Origin of the sequence: Saccharopolyspora karakumensis (genome assembly GCF_004349225.1) — a bacterium.
Lineage (GTDB): Bacteria > Actinomycetota > Actinomycetes > Mycobacteriales > Pseudonocardiaceae > Saccharopolyspora > Saccharopolyspora endophytica.
In genome coordinates, this window is record NZ_SMLA01000020.1 from 77,742 (window position 1) to 93,424 (window position 15,683).

The window sequence follows — 15,683 nt, forward strand, 5'->3', positions numbered from 1 at the left end:
GCGGTCATACCGCCGATGGGGTTGAGTGGGCGTTCGATGCGCCCCCTCGTGCGCGAGGAGCGAGCGGCGTGCCAGGATCTTGATCGGCCCGAAACGGCCGCATCGACGAGGAGGCTGGGAGAAGTGACCGAGGCCGGCAACGGTGAGAGCGGGGGCGCCGGAGCGGCTGCGGCGCGTCCAGCGGGTCAGGCGGGTTCGTCGAGCACTCCCGCGCGCGATGCGCAGCTGCTCGAACGCACCGTCTTCGAAGTCAAGCGCGTCATCGTCGGCCAGGATCGCCTGGTCGAGCGGATGCTGACCGGCCTGCTGGCCAAGGGGCACATCCTGCTCGAAGGCGTGCCCGGTGTCGCCAAGACCCTCGCGGTGGAGACCTTCGCCCGCGTCGTCGGCGGCTCGTTCTCGCGGCTCCAGTTCACCCCCGACCTGGTGCCCGCCGACATCCTCGGCACCCGCATCTACCGGCAGGGCAGCGAGCGCTTCGACGTCGAGCTCGGCCCGGTGCTGGCCAACTTCGTGCTCGCCGACGAGATCAACCGCGCGCCCGCCAAGGTGCAGTCGGCGCTGCTGGAGGTCATGGCCGAGCGGCACGTGTCCATCGGTGGCGAGAGCTTCCCGATGCCCGCGCCGTTCCTGGTGCTGGCGACCCAGAACCCCATCGAGAACGAGGGCGTCTACCCGCTGCCCGAAGCGCAGCGCGACCGCTTCCTGTTCAAGCTCCCGGTCGAGTACCCGACCGCGGAGGAGGAGCGCGAGATCATCTACCGGATGGGCGTCACCCCGCCCGAGCCCAACGGGGTGCTCGATCCCGAGGAGCTGATCCGGCTGCAGAACGTCGCCTCCGGGGTGTTCGTGCACCACGCGCTGGTCGACTACGTGGTCCGCCTGGTGGTCGCCACCCGGATGCCCAACGATCACGGCCTGTCCGACATCGCCGGCTGGGTCTCCTACGGCGCCTCGCCGCGCGCCAGCCTCGGCATCATCGCCGCCGCCCGCGCCCTGGCGCTGGTGCGCGGGCGCGACTACGTGCTGCCGCAGGACGTGGTCGACGTCGTGCCGGACGTGCTGCGCCACCGCCTGGTGCTGTCCTACGACGCACTGGCCGACGGCATCCCGGTGGAGCACATCGTCGGCCGGGTGCTGCAGACCGTGCCGCTGCCGCAGGTCTCCGCCCGCCCGCAGGGCGGTCAGCAGCAGGCCGCGCCGGTCGGTCCGGCCTTGCAGCCCGGTTACGGCCAGCCGCCGATGCCACCGCACCAGTGAGGGGAGGGGCAGACGTGGCGGCACCTGCGGACTCCGGCGATGACCGTCCGGCCTGGGCGCCACCGGCCCTGGAGACCGGGCGGATGGAGGTCGCGCTGCGCGCTCTGGAGCTGAGCGTGCGCGGCCGGCTCGACGGTCTCCTGCAGGGAAATCACCTCGGCCTGGTGCCCGGTCCGGGCAGCGAGCCGGGGGAGGCCCGCGCCTACCAGCCCGGTGACGACGTGCGGCGGATGGACTGGGCGGTCACCGCTCGCATGGCCGAGCCGCACATCCGGCAGACGGTCGCCGACCGCGAGCTGGAGACGTGGGTGGCGATGGACCTCTCGCCGAGCCTGGACTTCGGCACCGCCGCCTGCGACAAGCGGGAGCTGGCCGTGGCGGCGCTGGCCGCCGTCATGTTCCTGACCAGCGGCGGTGGCAACCGCATCGGTGCGGTGGTGGACAACGGCACCGGGCAGCACCGGCTGCCCGCGCGCGGCGGGGCCGCGCACGCGCGGGCGCTGCTGAAGAAGGTCGCCGAGACCCCGCGCGCCCCGGAGGGCACCCGGGGTGACCTGTCCGGGCTCCTGGAGTCGTTGCGGCGGCCTCCGCGCCGCAGGGGGCTCGCGGTGGTGGTCTCGGACTTCCTGGGGTCCACCGAGTGGCAGCGCGCGCTGCGCGGGCTGGGTGCCCGGCACTCGCTGCTGGCCATCGAGGTGATCGACCCCCGCGACGTGGAGCTGCCGGACGTGGGCACGGTGCTGCTGTCGGACCCGGAGACCGGCAGGCGGCGCGAGGTGCACACGACGCCCGTGCTGCGCAAGGAGTTCGCCGCCGCGGCGGCCGCGCACCGGGAGGACGTGGCAAGGGTTCTGCGCAGGGCCGGGTGCGCTCACCTGGTGCTGCGCACCGATTCCGACTGGATCGCCGATGTCGTGCGGTTCGTGATGGCGCGCAAGCGCGGCTGGTCCGGCGGAGGAGCTGGGTGATGTTGAGTCTGACCGGGTTCACCGCGCCGTGGTGGTTCCTGCTGCTGTTCGTGGTCGCCGGCCTGGTCGCCGGTTACGTGTGGGCGATGCGGCGCAGGCAGCGGGATTCGCTGAAGTTCTCCAACCTGGAGGTGCTGGACCGGGTCGCCTCGGGCAGGCAGGGCTGGTGGAAGCACGTGCCGCCGGCGTTGCTGGGGGTGGCGCTGATCCTGCTGACGGTGGCGCTGTCGGGTCCGACGGCCGAGCAGCGGATTCCGCGCAACCGGGCGACGGTCATGCTGACCATCGACGTGTCGTTGTCGATGAAGGCCACCGATGTGGAGCCGAACCGGTTGGAGGCGGCGAAGGTCGCGGCCAAGGAGTTCGCCGACAAGCTCACGCCGGGCATCAACCTGGGGTTGGTGTCGTTCGCCGGGACGGCGACGGTGCTGGTCATGCCGACGACGGATCGTTCGAGCGTCAAGCAGGCGATCGACACCCTCAAGCTGGCCGAGGCGACCGCGACCGGTGACGGGATCAACGCGTCGATGCAGGCCATCGACTCGTTCGGGAAGATGGTCGGCGGTCCGGCGGGTGCTCCGCCCGCGCGGATCGTGCTGATGGCCGATGGCGGGCAGACCATTCCGCGCGAGATGGACGCGCCTCGCGGTGCGTACACGAAGGCGCTGGAGGCGAAGAAGGGCGGCGTTCCGATCTCGACGATCTCCTTCGGCACCAAGCACGGTTCGATCGAGATCGAGGGCGAGCAGGAGTGGGTCGAGGTCGACGACGACGCGATGCAGGAGATCGCGCGCCTGTCCGGCGGGGAGTTCCACAAGGCCGCCAGCGCCGAGCAGTTGCGCGAGGTCTACGAGACGCTGGGTGAGCAGATCGGCTACGAGACCAAGCACACAGACGCCAGCAAACCGTGGCTCGTGCTGGGTACTCTCTGCGCGATCATCGCGGCCGGGATCTCGTTGTTCGCCGGCAGGCGATTGCCGTAGCCGACGACAGGAGCAACGCCGCCTTGAACACGGCAGCTCGTTTCTTGTGGGAATTCGTCAAGTCGCCGACCACGACCGCCGCGGTGGGCCCGAGTTCGCGGGCGCTGGCCGAGCAGATGGTGGCGCCGATTCCGCTGACCGGGGATCCGGTCGTGGTGGAGCTGGGCCCGGGCACGGGTGCGTTCACCGAGGTGATCCAGCGCCGCCTGGGCGGGCGGGGCACGCATCTGGCGGTGGAGCTCAACGAGGGTTGGGCGGCTGATCTGGGGCACCGCTTCCCGGGTGTGGACTCGGTGTGCGGGAACGCCCGCAGCGTTCCGGAGCTGCTGGCCGAGCGCGGACTGGCTCAGGCCGATGTGGTCGTCAGCGGGTTGCCGTGGGTGGCGCACGCGCCGGTGGACGGGGTTCCGCTGGTTCAGCTGCTGGCGTCGGTGATGGCTGCGGACGGGGTGTTCACGCAGTTCGCCTACACCTGGACGCGGTGGGCGCCGCCGGCGCGCAAGCAGCACGCGGACCTCGAGGCGACGTTCGAGGAGACGGTGGTCAGCCGCACGGTGTGGCGCAACCTGCCGCCCGCGGTGGTGTACCTGGCCCGCAGGCCGCGTTCGTCGTAGCCGCGCGCCGCCGGGGGCGGTGTTACGTTGCTGGGATGCCTGCTGATGCCGTCGTGGCCGGGCTGGACGAATTACCGCTGCTGATCGAGCTGGGGACGGCGTTGCTGTTCTCCAGCCTCATCGGGCTGGAGCGGGAGATCCGGGCCAAGAGCGCCGGGTTGCGCACGCACGCCCTGGTGGGTGTGGGCGCGGCGCTGTTCATGCTGGTGTCCAAGTACGCCTTCGGTGACCTGCTCGTGTTCGACCGGGTGTCGCTGGACCCGTCGCGGGTGGCGGCGCAGATCGTCTCGGGCATCGGGTTCATCGGCGGTGGGCTGATCTTCGTGCGCCGGGATGCCGTGCGCGGTCTCACCACGGCGGCGTCGGTGTGGCTGGTGGCCGCGGTGGGGATGGCCTGCGGCGGTGGGCTGGTGGTGCTGGCGGCGGCCACGACAGGCGTGCACTTCCTGGTGGCGATCGGCTTCCCGCACCTGCTGCGGGTGTTGCGTCCGGCGTTGCGGGAGCCGCAGGTGATGCGGGTGGGCTACCTGGACGGCTACGGGGTGCTGCGCAGCGTGCTGACGATGTGCACCAGCCGCGGGTGGGCGCTGCTGGACCTGCAGGTCGAGCGGGAGGACTCCGACGACGAGCAGCGCACGGCGGTGGTGGCGCTGCGGCTGCGCGGCAAGACACCGGTGTCGACGCTGGTGGAGGAGATCAGCCAGCTGCCGGGCGTGCTGCACGCGGCGGCCGGTGATTCGGCCGAGGGCGGGTTCTGAGGCGGTGCCGGGCCCGGTCGCGGGCCCGGCACCGGCGGTTCACTCGGACTCGGCTTCCTTCTTGATCTGGTCCATGTCGAGGTCGCGGGCCTGGCCGACGAGGTCTTCGAAGACGTTCTCGGGCAGGGCGCCGGGCTGCTGGAAGACCAGGACCTTGTCCCGGATGATCGCCAGCGTCGGGATCGACTGCACGTCGAAGGCGGCGGCGAGCTCGGGCTGGTCCTCGGTGTCGACCTTGGCGAAGACGATGTCGTCGTGGGTCTCCGAGCCCTTCTCGAAGACCGGGGCGAACTGCTTGCACGGGCCGCACCAGGAAGCCCAGAAGTCGATGATGACGAACTTGTCGTCGCTGACGACCTCGTCGAAGTTGTCCTTGGTCAGTTCGACCGTGGCCATTGGATCCCTCTTCGGATGGTGGGGCAGGTACTCGGGCAACGCCGGCCGCGGGACCGCGCATTCCCCCAGGTTCGTGTCGGTTGCACCACGCTCGTGGTGATCAGTGCGAGCGTGGTGGGCCACCGTACTGGCCACGGGTGCGGTCTGTCGTGCGCGGGTGGCCCGGTGTGTAGGCACGCCACCAGAAAGGGGCCCTTTTTGTGTAAGGAGTCGATGAGCGGTGGGGCTCGCTGAGCGGATAATGTCGCGGCTGAAACGAATCTTGAGGCGTTCGATGGGAGATCCACAGTGGCACGGTCCGTACTGGTGACCGGCGGTAACCGCGGCATCGGCCTGGCCATCGCGAGGGCGTTCCAGGCGGCCGGGGACAAGGTCGCGGTCACGCACCGCGGATCGGGTGCTCCCGAGGGCCTGTTCGGCGTCCAGTGCGACGTCACCGATCCGGACCAGGTCGCAGCGGCCTTCGACGAGGTGGAGGCCGCGCACGGGCGGGTCGAGGTGCTGGTGGCCAACGCGGGCATCACCGACGACACGCTGCTGCTGCGGATGAGCGAGGAGCAGTTCGGCCGGGTCATCGACGCGAACCTGGCCGGTTCGTACCGGGTGGCCAAGCGCGCGGCGAGCAGCATGCTGCGCAACCGGTTCGGGCGGATGATCTTCATCTCGTCGGTGGTGGGGCTCTCCGGTGGGCCGGGGCAGGTCAACTACGCGGCGAGCAAGGCGGGTCTGGTGGGCATGGCGCGTTCGATCGCGCGTGAGCTGGGTTCGCGCAGCATCACGGCGAACGTCGTGGCGCCGGGTTACGTCAAGACCGAGATGACCGACGATCTGCCGGAGGAGCGCAAGAAGGAGATCCTCGGGCAGGTTCCGCTGTCGCGGATGGCCGACCCGGAGGAGGTCGCGGGTGCGGTGCGCTGGCTGGCCTCGGACGAGGCCGGGTACGTCACCGGTGCGGTGATCCCGGTCGACGGCGGCCTCGGGATGGGGCACTGACCCGCTCGGCAGCGGGTTGAAGGGACTTCCGGCACAGCGCTGGTGCCGGCCACCTCGGGTGCGTGGGCGCCCGGCATGTGATTTCGAAGGGGTTTATTCGTGAGCGGATTGCTCGAAGGCAAGCGGATCCTGGTCACCGGGGTGATCACCGACGCGTCGATCGCGTTCCACGCGGCCAAGGCCGCTCAGGAGCAGGGTGCCGAGGTGGTGCTGACCGGTTTCGGCCGGTTGAGCCTGGTGGAGCGGATCGCCAACCGGCTGCCGAAGCCGGCGCCGGTGCTGGAGCTGGACGTCACCAACGCCGAGCACCTGGAGACGCTGCCGGAGCGGGTGCGCCAGCACGTCAGCGGGTTGGACGGGGTGCTGCACTCGATCGGGTACGCGCCGGCGTCGTGCCTGGGCGGGGACTTCCTGGACGCGCCGTGGGAGGACGTGTCCACCGCGGTGCAGATCTCGGCGTACTCGTTCAAGTCGTTGAGCACCGCGACGCTGCCGCTGCTGAGCGAGGGGTCCTCGATCGTGGGCATGGACTTCGACGCGCGCGTGGCGTGGCCTGCCTATGACTGGATGGGCGTGGCCAAGGCGGCGCTGGAGTCGACGTCGCGGTACCTGGCGCGCGAGCTGGGGCCCAAGGGCGTGCGGGTGAACCTGGTGTCGGCGGGTCCGGTGCGGACGATGGCGGCCAAGTCGATCCCGGGTTTCGCGGACCTGGAGGCGGGCTGGGGTGACCGGGCTCCGCTGGGCTGGGACGTCAACGACCCGACGCCGGTGGCCAAGTCGATCTGCGCGGTGCTGTCGGACTGGCTGCCCGCGACGACCGGTTCGATGATCATGGTCGACGGTGGTGTGCACTCCCTCGGGGTGTGATCGTTCGTGCGGAGGGGCGCCCTGGAGATGCTCCGGGGCGCCCCTCGTCGTCTTCGGCATCTCGTGGTTCACATCGGGTGCGCCCCGGTTGCGCGGGGATGAATCAGCGGCGCGATGATGGTCCGGTGAGCTTTGATGCGTTGCTGTTCTTGTCGTTCGGGGGGCCGGAGGGCCCGGAGGAAGTGCGGCCGTTCCTGGAGAACGTGACCCGGGGCAGGGGAGTGCCGCCGGAGCGCCTCGACGAGGTGGCCGAGCACTACCTGCACTTCGGCGGGGTGTCGCCGATCAACCGGCTCAACGAGGACATCATGGCCGCGTTGCGGTCCGAGCTGGACGCTCAGGGCCGGGATCTGCCGGTCTACTTCGGCAACCGCAACTGGCACCCGATGATCGAGGACACCGTCGCGCGGATGGCCGATGACGGGGTGCGGCGGGCTCTGGTGTTCGCGACCTCGGCGTGGGGCGGTTACTCGGGGTGCAAGCAGTACCACGAGGACATCGTGCGGGCGCGGGAGTCGGTGGGGCAGCGGGCGCCGGAGCTGGTGAAGCTGCGTCAGTTCTTCGATCATCCGCTGTTCGTCGAGGCCAACGCCGATGCGGTGCGCGCCGCCTACGCCGAGCTGGGGGAGCGGGGCGAGCAGGCGCGGTTGGTGTTCACCGCGCACTCCATCCCGCTGCGCGCGGATGATCGGCCGGGTGCGGACGGGCGGCCGCAGTGGTACTCGCGGCAGGTCGCCGAGGCCGCTCGGCTGGTGGCCGAGCAGGTGGGTGCGGAGTCCTACGACGTGGTGTGGCAGTCGCGCTCGGGTCCGCCGCAGGTGCCGTGGCTGGAGCCCGACATCTGCGATCACCTGGAGGACCTGCACGCCAAGGGGGTCGGGTCGGTGGTGGTCAGCCCGATCGGGTTCGTCTCCGATCACCTCGAGGTCGTGTGGGACCTGGACAACGAGGCGCAGGAGGCGGCTGCCGGGTTGGGCATGGGTTTCGCCCGCGCGGCCACGGCGGGTACCGATCCGCGGTTCGTGAAGATGATCGTGGAGCTCATCGCCGAGCACACCGATGGTGCGCCGGTGTGCAAGCTCTCGGAGCTGCGGAGGGCGGGCTCGACGGTCAACGGGGCGCTGTGCGCTCCCGGTTGCTGCTGAGGGTGTTCGACTGCTGTGGGGGTGTCCGTTCGGCTGAGCGGGCACCCCCGCAGCGTTGGTCAGGAGCGGGCGGCTTGGTCGGCCAGGACGCGGACCATCTCGGCGACCGAGGCGCGGCGGGCGGCGCGCACGGCGTCGAACAGCGGGCGCAGGGCGTCGGTGCGGCTGCGCATCGCCGAGGCGGACAGGGCGCCGCCGGGGGCGTCGTCGGTGGCCACCCACAGGATGGCTTCGACCTCGGTGGCGCGCTGGAGGATCCGCAGCGTGCGCTGGGGGATGTTCTCCGGCCAGTCCGGGGTGGGTTTGGCGGCGATGGTCTGGGCGATCTCCTCGCGCACGCCGGGGCGCTGCTTGGCGACTCCGAGTTCGATGAGGGCGGTGGCCGCTTCGCGCATGGCCGAGGCCATGCCGTGCTCGGCTTCGCCGATCGGCAGGTGCTCGACGGGCGGGAGTTCGCCGGTTTCGAACACCGTCCAGCGCAGGATGCCTTCGGCGATGCGCTCGGGGACCAGTCCCAGTCCGGCTTCGGGCAGCACGGCGGCTTCGCCGCTGCGCATCGCGAGCTTGGAGAACGGGCTGGCTCCGCCGAGACCGCGGGCGTCGCCGGGCAGGTCCAGGCGTGCGGCGAGCTCGTCGTCGGCGGCGCGGAACTCCTGCACCTCGCCCCAGGTCTGCAGGGCATCGAGCACGTCGTCCGACGCGGCCGCACCGTGCAGCCAGGCGGACGACCATACAACCGAAGTGGCGCTTGGGCATGGCACGTCGGTAGAGGGTACGGATCGAAAACCCTTGCCGCGCCCGGGGGGAGGTGTGGTGTGACTCCGCCCATGGGGCGGGTGCGCGGCGTGGCGGCACCACGGTCGGCCACGATCGGATTACCGTGTCCGTTCGTGCGGTCGGTTGATTATGGACGGGACATCCTGTCGGGCTCGCGGCGCAAGAAGGTGCCGGAGGTCCCGGCTGAACCGGGTCTGGTGGTCGAGGACCCGGCCAGCGGGTTCTGCGGTGCGGTGCTGCGGGTGGAGAAGGACAACGTGGTGCTGGAGGACCGGCACGGCAAGCAGCGCTTGTTCCCGATGCGCCCGGCCGCGTTCCTTTTCGAGGGCGAGCCGGCGACGCTGGTGCCGGCGCGCACGAGCGCCCCGGCGACTCCGGCGCGGTCGGCGTCGGGTTCGGTGAAGGTGGAGGGTCTGCGGGCGCGCACGGCGCGCGGCAGCCGGATCTGGGTGGAGGGCATCCACGACGCCGAGCTGGTCGAGCGGATCTGGGGTCACGACCTCCGGGTGGAAGGCGTCGTGGTCGAGCCGCTGCACGGCGTGGACGACCTGCCGGGGTTGCTGGCGGAGTTCGGGCCGGAGCCGGGGCGCCGGGTCGGGGTGCTGGTGGACCACCTGGTGGCGGGCAGCAAGGAATCGCGGTTGGTGGAGGGCATCACCGACGAGCACGTGATGATCACCGGGCACCCGTACGTGGACATCTGGGAGGCGGTCAAGCCCGCTGCGGTGGGCATCCGCGAGTGGCCGGCGGTGCCGCGCGGGCAGGACTGGAAGCAGGGCGTGTGCACGCGGCTGGGCTGGGGTGAGCCGGCGGAGGGCTGGCGGCGGGTGCTGGCGGGTGCCTCCGGCTTCCGCGACGTCGAGACGCCGCTGCTGACCGCGGTGGAGCAGCTGATCGACTTCGTCACCGCGGAGGGCTGATCCGGCGGTCACACGTTGATCACGTGGGCTGAAATGCCGGTGGCGCGTGGGGTGGACGTGCCACGATGGATGCATGACTCCTGCGCTGCTGTGGCTGATCGCCGGGGTGCTGCTGATCGGCGCCGAGGTCCTGTCCGGAGATTTCGTGCTGGTCATGATCGGCGCCGCGGCTCTGGGGGCCGCCGGTAGTTCGGCGCTGGGCATGCCGTTGGGCGTGGACGTCGCGGTGTTCGCGGTGCTGGCGCTGGGGCTGGTGGTGCTGGCGCGGCCTGCGCTCAAGCGGCGCATGATCGTGCAGCGCGAGCTCAAGACCAACGTGGACGCCCTGGTGGGCAAGCAGGCGCACGTGGAGTCCGCAGTGGACGCGCAGGGGGGTCAGGTCCGCATCGACGGCCAGTTGTGGTCGGCGCGGGCGCTGGACGAGACGCAGGTTATCGAGGCCGGCCGCACGGTCACCGTCATGGAGATCGCGGGTGCCACAGCGGTGGTGTGGGCCGAGCCCTGAGGGAGATGAGGCTTCGTGGAGATGGCTGAAGTGATCGTGCTGGTGGTCGTGGTGCTGCTGGTGCTGATCGTCGCGGTGAAGTCCGTGATGGTCGTGCCGCAGGCGCAGTCGGCGGTGGTGGAGCGGCTGGGCCGGTTCCGGACCGTGGCGGAGCCGGGGCTGAACATGCTGGTGCCGTTCTTCGACCGGGTTCGGGCGCGCATCGATCTGCGCGAGCAGGTGGTGTCGTTCCCGCCGCAGCCGGTGATCACCCAGGACAACCTGACCGTCTCGATCGACACGGTGGTGTACTTCCAGGTCACCGATGCGCGGGCGGCGGTCTACGAGATCTCCAACTACATCGTGGCGGTGGAGCAGCTGACCACCACGACGCTGCGCAACGTGGTCGGTGCGATGAGCCTGGAGGAGACGCTGACCTCGCGGGATGCGATCAACACGCAGCTGCGCGGGGTGCTGGACACCGAGACCGGCCGGTGGGGCATCCGGGTGGCGCGGGTGGAGCTCAAGGCGATCGATCCGCCGCCGTCGATCAAGGACTCGATGGAGAAGCAGATGCGCGCCGATCGCGAGAAGCGCGCGATGATCCTCAACGCCGAGGGCACCCGGGAGTCGGCGATCAAGACCGCCGAGGGGCAGAAGCAGTCGGCGATCCTGGCGGCGGAAGGTCAGAAGCAGGCGGCCATCCTCGAGGCCGAGGCGGACCGGCAGTCGAGCATCCTGCGGGCGCAGGGTGAGCGGGCAAGCCAGTACCTGCAGTCGCAGGGGCAGGCCAAGGCGATCGAGAAGGTCTTCGCGGCGGTCAAGCGCGCCAAGCCGACTCCGGAGCTGTTGGCCTACGAGTACCTGCAGACGCTGCCGCAGATGGCGCAGGGCGATGCCAACAAGGTGTGGGTGGTGCCCAGCGACTTCGGCAAGTCGCTGGAGGGCTTCGCCCGGATGCTCGGGGAGCCGGGTGAGGACGGGGTGTTCCGCTACGAGCCGTCGCAGGACACCAGCGACGCTCCGCCGGCCGAGGCGGTGGAGGAGTCGGTGCAGGCGTGGTTCGACACCTCCACCAACCCCGAGGTCGCCGAGGCGGTGCGCGCCGCGGAGGCGGTGGCCCGCAAGGAGGTTCCGCCGGCGAACATGGCGCAGCCACCGGAACAGGGCTGAGAGAGCGGTTGTCGCGTCCCGGTGCCGGTCATCCGGCGCCGGGACGCACTTGTTGGGCGGGTGCGGTGATGGGCGTGAACGGCTGCGCGCCTTCGTGGGCGGCGGCGTAGGTGGCCACGGCGCCCTGGGCGTTGCCGTAGGGGTCGCGCAGCACCCCGAACACGCCGGGGAAGACCCGGATCCGGCCGTCGTGGCAGACCACCGGCAGGTTGATGGGGTTGCCCTCGAGGTCGGCGTGGGCGGTGCGCATGGCGCGGTGGAATCCGGCCCAGTGCGCCTGCTGGTGCTCGGCGGGCACGATGAGGTCCAGGGTGGCGCCGACGGCGTCGCGGGCGGGGTGGCCGAAGAGGGCTTCGGCGTCGGCGTTGAAGTGCACGATCGTGCCGCTGGGGTCGGCGATGACCATGGCCGAGCGGTGTTCGGTGTCGTTCATGGCCAGATGATGCGGCCGGATGAGGATCAGCGCCGTCCGGAACACCCGGTTGATGGTCAATAGCCTTTGTGGTTTCAGTGCTGGCCGAAACCAATGCTTCGCATCGCACCCTCCCACTGCCCTCGTCACCTGGAAAGACCGGCTTCAGGCGTCGCCGGTCGGGTCGAGGTAGGAGCCGCCTGCGATGCCGAGGGCGCGGACGGTGCCCAGGAGGTGTTCGCGGAGCTGCTTCTTGGCGAGCTCGGCCTCGCCGGCGGCGAGGGTGTGGGCGAGTTGGGCGTGCTGGTGGGTGATGCGCTCGCGCGTGGAGTGGGTGCGGGCGGTGGAGGTGATGCGCATCTGCTTGTCGCGCAAGGTGTTGTAGAGGTCGGTGACGACCGGGTTGCCCGCGGCGCCGACCAGGGTGGCGTGGAAGGCGCGGTCGGCGACGTGCATCTCGGCGTCGCTGAGGTCGGTGCCGTCGCAGGCCGGGTGGCCGGCGAGTTCGCGGCCGATGGCGGTCATCGCCTCGAGGCCTTCGATGGCGAGCTTGTCGATGGCGAAGCTCTCCAGCGCCAGGCGGGCCTCGATCACCGCGCGGGCTTCGGCGGCGGTGACGGGCACGACCAGGGCGCCGCGCTTGGGGTAGAGCTTGAGGAACCCCTCCGATTGCAGGCGCAGGAACGCCTCGCGGACGGGTGTGCGCGACATCTGGAGGGCGTTGGCCACTTCTCCCTCGCTGAGCAGCTCGCCGTCGGGGAAGCTGCCGTCGAGGAGTCCGGCCTTGACGTGCTGGTACGCGCGGTCGGCCGCCGGCGTCTCGGATGCTGTTGCGCTCGACACGTGAGCATCCTACTTCCACCCTTCTTGTATCTATGATGGATACAAGTCTTTCAGGGGAGGGGTCGCAGTTGTCCACGACGGTCGAGGCGCCACCGCAGCACGCGGGCGCCCAGCGGCGCGGATCCGGTAGCCGCATGGCGTGGCTGGTCTGGGGCGTGGGAGCGCTGTGCTACTGCGCCGCGCTGTTCCACCGCGCCGGGCTCGGCGTCGCCGCACCCGAGGCGGTGCAGCGCTTCGACGCAGGTCCGGGCGTGCTGGCCCTGTTCTCCGCGCTGCAGCTGGGCGTCTACCTGGTGCTGCAGGTCCCGGCCGGGCTGCTGGCCGACCGCCTCGGGCCGCGCAAGGTCATCACCGGCGGCATGATCGCGCTGGCGGTCGGCTCGGCGGTGTTCGCGCTGAGCGGTTCGATCGTCGGCGGGATCGCCGGGCGGATGCTCATCGGCTTCGGCGACGCGTTCATGTTCACCAACGTGCTGCGGCTGGCCGCGCACTGGTTCCCGCCGCACCGCTACGGCAAGGTCGCCGCGCTGACCGGTCTGGCCGGCGGGCTCGGGCAGGTCGTCTCCACGCTGCCGCTGAGCCTGTCGCTGCACTCGCTGGGGTGGGTGCCGACGTTCCTGGGTGCTGCGGCGCTGACCGCCGCGCTGGGGCTGGCGGCCGCGCTGATCATCCGCGACCGCGACTCCTCGGCGCACGCCCACGTCGCCGAGTCCGAGCCGGTGTCCGAGCGGATCCGGCACAGCCTGCGGGCGGTGGCCGCGCAGCGCGGCACCCAGCACGCGTTCTGGACGCACTTCGTGCTCATGGCGCAGTTCGTCGCGATCACCACGTTGTGGGGCGGGCCGTGGCTCAGCGCCGCGCAGGGGCACGGTCAGTCGGAGGTCGGGTCGCTGCTGCTGGTGAGCGTGGCCGGGTTCATCGCGGGGTCGTGGTTCGCCGGGCAGTACGTGTCGGGGCGTCCGCGCCGCCGGGAGCGCTACACGTTCGGGTTGTCCTCGATGGTCGCGGTCGTGTGGGCGGTGATGGTCGGCTGGCCGGGCGTGTTGCCGATGCCGGTGCTGGTGGTGGCGTTGCTGGCGGTCGGTGTGGCCGGTGGTGCGGCGATGCTGGCCTTCGACGGTGCGCGGACGGCCAACGCCGAGCACCGCTCCGGTACTGCCACAGGTGTGGTGAACATGGGTGGTTTCAGCGCTGCGGTGCTGATCCAGCTGCTGGTCGGCGGTGTGCTGGAGCTGGTGTCGGGGTGGGATCCGGCGGTGGGCTACCGGTGGGCGTTCGCGCCGGTGCTGGCGTTGTTGGTGATCGGTACCGCTTCGCAGTGGTGGTCGCGGGACCGCGCTCTGCGGTGAGCGGGCGGCGTTAGCCTCGGGTGCGTGGTCGGCCAGCGGCGGCCGGCGTGGCTTGGAGGCGTGAGCGTGGAACTGCACAACCTGGTCGGTGGCGAGTCGGTGGCGGCGCTGGATGGTGCGACGCTGCCGGTGGTGGATCCCAGCACGGGTGAGCGGTACGCGACGGCGCCGTTGACGCGCTGGGCGGATGTCGATGCGGTGATGCCGGTGGCGGCCGGGGCGTTCGAGTCCTGGTCGCAGGCCACGCCGAGGCGTCGGCAGGAGGCGTTGCTGGGCATCGCCGATGCGGTGGAGTCGCGCAGCGAGGAGCTGGTGCTGGCCGAGTGCCGCAACACCGGCAAGCCGTTCGAGGTGGTGCGGGCGGAGGAGCTGCCGATGGCGGTGGATCTGCTGCGGTTCTACGCGGGTGCGGCTCGGGTGGAGGGTGCTACGGCGGGTGGTGAGTACCGGGAGGGGCACACGTCGTTCACGCGGCGGGAGCCGATCGGGGTGTGCGCGGCGGTGACGTCGTGGACGCATCCGTTGGTGCAGGCGGCGGCGAAGATCGGTCCTGCGGTGGCGGCGGGCAACGTGGTGGTGCTCAAGCCGGCGGAGACCACGCCGGTGAGCGCGGTGCTGCTGGGTGAGCTGGTGGGGGACTTCTTGCCGCCGGGTGTGGTCAACGTGGTGTGCGGTGATCGTGACAGCGGTCGGGCGATGGTGGCGCACGAGGTGCCGGGGATGTTCTCGATCACCGGGACGGTGCGGTCGGGGATGGAGGTCGCGGGGTCGGCTGCGGCGGATTTGAAGCGGGCGCATCTGCAGTTGGGTGGTAAGGCGCCTGCGGTGGTGTTCGCGGATGCGGATCTGGATCGGGCTGCGGAGGGGATCGCCGCGGCGGCGTTCGGCAACGCGGGGCAGAGCTGCACGGCGGCGAGCCGGGTGCTGGTGGCCGATGAGGTGCGCGAGGAGTTGGTGGGGCGGTTGGTGGAGTGGGCCGGGCGGTTGCGGCCTGGGCCGCCGCAGGATGCGGATGCGGCGTTCGGTCCGCTCAACAGCGAGGGGCAGTTGGAGCTGGTGCTGGGGCGGTTGGAGCGGTTGCCGGGGCATGCGCGGGTGGTGGCGGGTGGTCGTCGGCGTGGTGAGCGTGGTTTCTTCTTGGAGGCCACGGTGGTCGACGGTTGTGGTCAGGATGATGAGCTGGTGCAGCACGAGATGCTGGGGCCGTTGGTGACGGTGCAGTCCTTCGCCGGTGAGCGGGAGGCGGTGGAGTTGGCCAACGGGGTGCGCTACGGGTTGACGGCGAGCGTGTGGACGCGTGATCACGGTCGGGCGTTGCGGATGTCGCGGCGTTTGCAGGCGGGCACGGTGTGGATCAACACCCATGACCTGCTGGTGGCCGAGATGCCGCATTCGGGTTTCAAGCATTCGGCGTCGGCGCGGGATTTCGGCCACCACGGTCTGGAGGACTACACGCGGATCAAGCACGTGATGTCGGCGTGGGATGTCGAGGGGTGATGTTTCAGGGCGTGGGTGCGATGGCGAGCCACAGTTCGGCGTGGTCGGGTCGGCCGTGGTCGTCGAGGACGGTGGCGAGCAGTTCGGGTGCGGGCAGCGGTTGGTGGGGGTTGGCGGGGAACCACTCGCCGTAGGCCTGGGCCCACAGCTGTTGGATGTCGTGGGTGTGCGTGGTTCGCGAGCTGAGCACGAGCCAGGTGTGGGCGGGCACGGGCAGGGTGTCGTAGCCGGTGTCGGGTGCTGG

The 15,683-nt window shown here is 70.8% G+C and carries 18 protein-coding genes; 13 read left to right on the top strand and 5 right to left on the bottom strand.

The features are described 5' to 3' along the window. Positions 1-123 precede the first annotated feature (123 nt). From E1202_RS15495 to E1202_RS15515, 5 genes are all read left to right on the top strand, one after another. Complete coding sequence (locus E1202_RS15495) at positions 124-1,260, top strand: AAA family ATPase (protein ID WP_132683827.1); 1,137 nt, start codon at positions 124-126, stop codon at positions 1,258-1,260. 83 nt (positions 1,261-1,343) lie between these two features. Beyond that, the gene (locus E1202_RS15500) at positions 1,344-2,228 is read left to right on the top strand and encodes a DUF58 domain-containing protein (RefSeq protein WP_132683861.1); all 885 of its coding nucleotides are present in this window, start codon (positions 1,344-1,346) and stop codon (positions 2,226-2,228) included. A 2-nt stretch (positions 2,229-2,230) separates the two neighbouring features. Then, positions 2,231-3,211, top strand: coding sequence for a VWA domain-containing protein (locus E1202_RS15505; RefSeq protein WP_207918659.1), 981 nt, complete (start codon positions 2,231-2,233; stop codon positions 3,209-3,211). A gap of 23 nt (positions 3,212-3,234) precedes the next feature. Next, positions 3,235-3,825, top strand: a complete 591-nt coding sequence (locus E1202_RS15510) for a class I SAM-dependent methyltransferase (protein WP_132683828.1) — start codon at positions 3,235-3,237, stop codon at positions 3,823-3,825. A 35-nt stretch (positions 3,826-3,860) separates the two neighbouring features. Further along, positions 3,861-4,583 (top strand): MgtC/SapB family protein, encoded by a 723-nt coding sequence (locus E1202_RS15515; protein WP_132683829.1) that lies wholly within the window; start codon positions 3,861-3,863, stop codon positions 4,581-4,583. Positions 4,584-4,622: 39 nt separating this feature from the next. On the opposite strand, the gene trxA is transcribed toward E1202_RS15515, so the two are convergent. Next, a complete protein-coding gene (gene trxA / locus E1202_RS15520; protein ID WP_132683830.1) occupies positions 4,623-4,979 on the bottom strand; it encodes a thioredoxin in 357 nt (118 codons plus the stop codon). Between the two features lie 288 nt (positions 4,980-5,267). Here trxA and fabG point away from each other — a divergent pair, with 288 nt between their 5' ends. The 3 genes from fabG to E1202_RS15535 all read left to right on the top strand — a co-directional run bounded on the left by fabG (position 5,268) and on the right by E1202_RS15535 (position 7,984). Further along, a complete protein-coding gene (gene fabG / locus E1202_RS15525) occupies positions 5,268-5,972 on the top strand; it encodes a beta-ketoacyl-ACP reductase (protein ID WP_132679805.1) in 705 nt (234 codons plus the stop codon). 99 nt (positions 5,973-6,071) lie between these two features. Continuing rightward, positions 6,072-6,839, top strand: a complete 768-nt coding sequence (gene fabI, locus E1202_RS15530) for an enoyl-ACP reductase FabI (RefSeq protein ID WP_132683832.1) — start codon at positions 6,072-6,074, stop codon at positions 6,837-6,839. A gap of 125 nt (positions 6,840-6,964) precedes the next feature. Continuing rightward, positions 6,965-7,984, top strand: coding sequence for a ferrochelatase (locus tag E1202_RS15535; protein WP_207918653.1), 1,020 nt, complete (start codon positions 6,965-6,967; stop codon positions 7,982-7,984). Between the two features lie 59 nt (positions 7,985-8,043). Here the strand turns inward: E1202_RS15535 and E1202_RS15540 are convergent, their stop codons facing one another. Next, on the bottom strand, positions 8,044-8,745 hold the full coding sequence (locus E1202_RS15540) for a hypothetical protein (protein WP_132683834.1): 702 nt from the start codon (positions 8,743-8,745) through the stop codon (positions 8,044-8,046). A 129-nt stretch (positions 8,746-8,874) separates the two neighbouring features. On the opposite strand from E1202_RS15540, the gene E1202_RS15545 reads away from it, so the two are divergent. The 3 genes from E1202_RS15545 (at position 8,875) to E1202_RS15555 (ending at position 11,338) form a co-directional block, all read left to right on the top strand. Then, entirely contained in the window at positions 8,875-9,681 is an 807-nt protein-coding gene (locus E1202_RS15545) for a DUF3097 domain-containing protein (protein ID WP_235878405.1), read from the top strand. Between the two features lie 73 nt (positions 9,682-9,754). Beyond that, a complete protein-coding gene (locus tag E1202_RS15550; RefSeq protein ID WP_132683835.1) occupies positions 9,755-10,186 on the top strand; it encodes an NfeD family protein in 432 nt (143 codons plus the stop codon). Positions 10,187-10,207: 21 nt separating this feature from the next. Continuing rightward, positions 10,208-11,338 (top strand): SPFH domain-containing protein, encoded by a 1,131-nt coding sequence (locus tag E1202_RS15555; protein WP_207918655.1) that lies wholly within the window; start codon positions 10,208-10,210, stop codon positions 11,336-11,338. Positions 11,339-11,366: 28 nt separating this feature from the next. Here the strand turns inward: E1202_RS15555 and E1202_RS15560 are convergent, their stop codons facing one another. Further along, on the bottom strand, positions 11,367-11,771 hold the full coding sequence (locus tag E1202_RS15560; RefSeq protein ID WP_132683838.1) for a PAS domain-containing protein: 405 nt from the start codon (positions 11,769-11,771) through the stop codon (positions 11,367-11,369). Positions 11,772-11,915: 144 nt separating this feature from the next. Beyond that, positions 11,916-12,593, bottom strand: coding sequence for a GntR family transcriptional regulator (locus E1202_RS15565; protein WP_132683840.1), 678 nt, complete (start codon positions 12,591-12,593; stop codon positions 11,916-11,918). Between the two features lie 68 nt (positions 12,594-12,661). On the opposite strand from E1202_RS15565, the gene E1202_RS15570 reads away from it, so the two are divergent. Together E1202_RS15570 and E1202_RS15575 are read left to right on the top strand one after the other, a co-directional pair. Next, positions 12,662-13,942, top strand: coding sequence for an MFS transporter (locus E1202_RS15570; protein WP_235878407.1), 1,281 nt, complete (start codon positions 12,662-12,664; stop codon positions 13,940-13,942). A 66-nt stretch (positions 13,943-14,008) separates the two neighbouring features. After that, positions 14,009-15,439, top strand: a complete 1,431-nt coding sequence (locus tag E1202_RS15575; RefSeq protein ID WP_408006535.1) for an aldehyde dehydrogenase family protein — start codon at positions 14,009-14,011, stop codon at positions 15,437-15,439. Positions 15,440-15,443: 4 nt separating this feature from the next. Here E1202_RS15575 and E1202_RS15580 read toward each other — a convergent pair. Continuing rightward, positions 15,444-15,683 (bottom strand): GyrI-like domain-containing protein (locus tag E1202_RS15580; protein WP_207918656.1); only part of this gene is annotated, 240 nt, incomplete at its 5' end.

Coding starts and splice junctions, on each gene's coding strand:
- E1202_RS15550 (WP_132683835.1), top strand. CDS start 9,755: ATGACTCCTGCGCTGCTGTGGCTGATCGCCGGGGTGCTGCTGATCGGC.
- E1202_RS15515 (WP_132683829.1), top strand. CDS start 3,861: ATGCCTGCTGATGCCGTCGTGGCCGGGCTGGACGAATTACCGCTGCTG.
- trxA (WP_132683830.1), bottom strand. CDS start 4,979: ATGGCCACGGTCGAACTGACCAAGGACAACTTCGACGAGGTCGTCAGC.
- E1202_RS15555 (WP_207918655.1), top strand. CDS start 10,208: ATGGCTGAAGTGATCGTGCTGGTGGTCGTGGTGCTGCTGGTGCTGATC.
- E1202_RS15500 (WP_132683861.1), top strand. CDS start 1,344: ATGGAGGTCGCGCTGCGCGCTCTGGAGCTGAGCGTGCGCGGCCGGCTC.
- E1202_RS15560 (WP_132683838.1), bottom strand. CDS start 11,771: ATGAACGACACCGAACACCGCTCGGCCATGGTCATCGCCGACCCCAGC.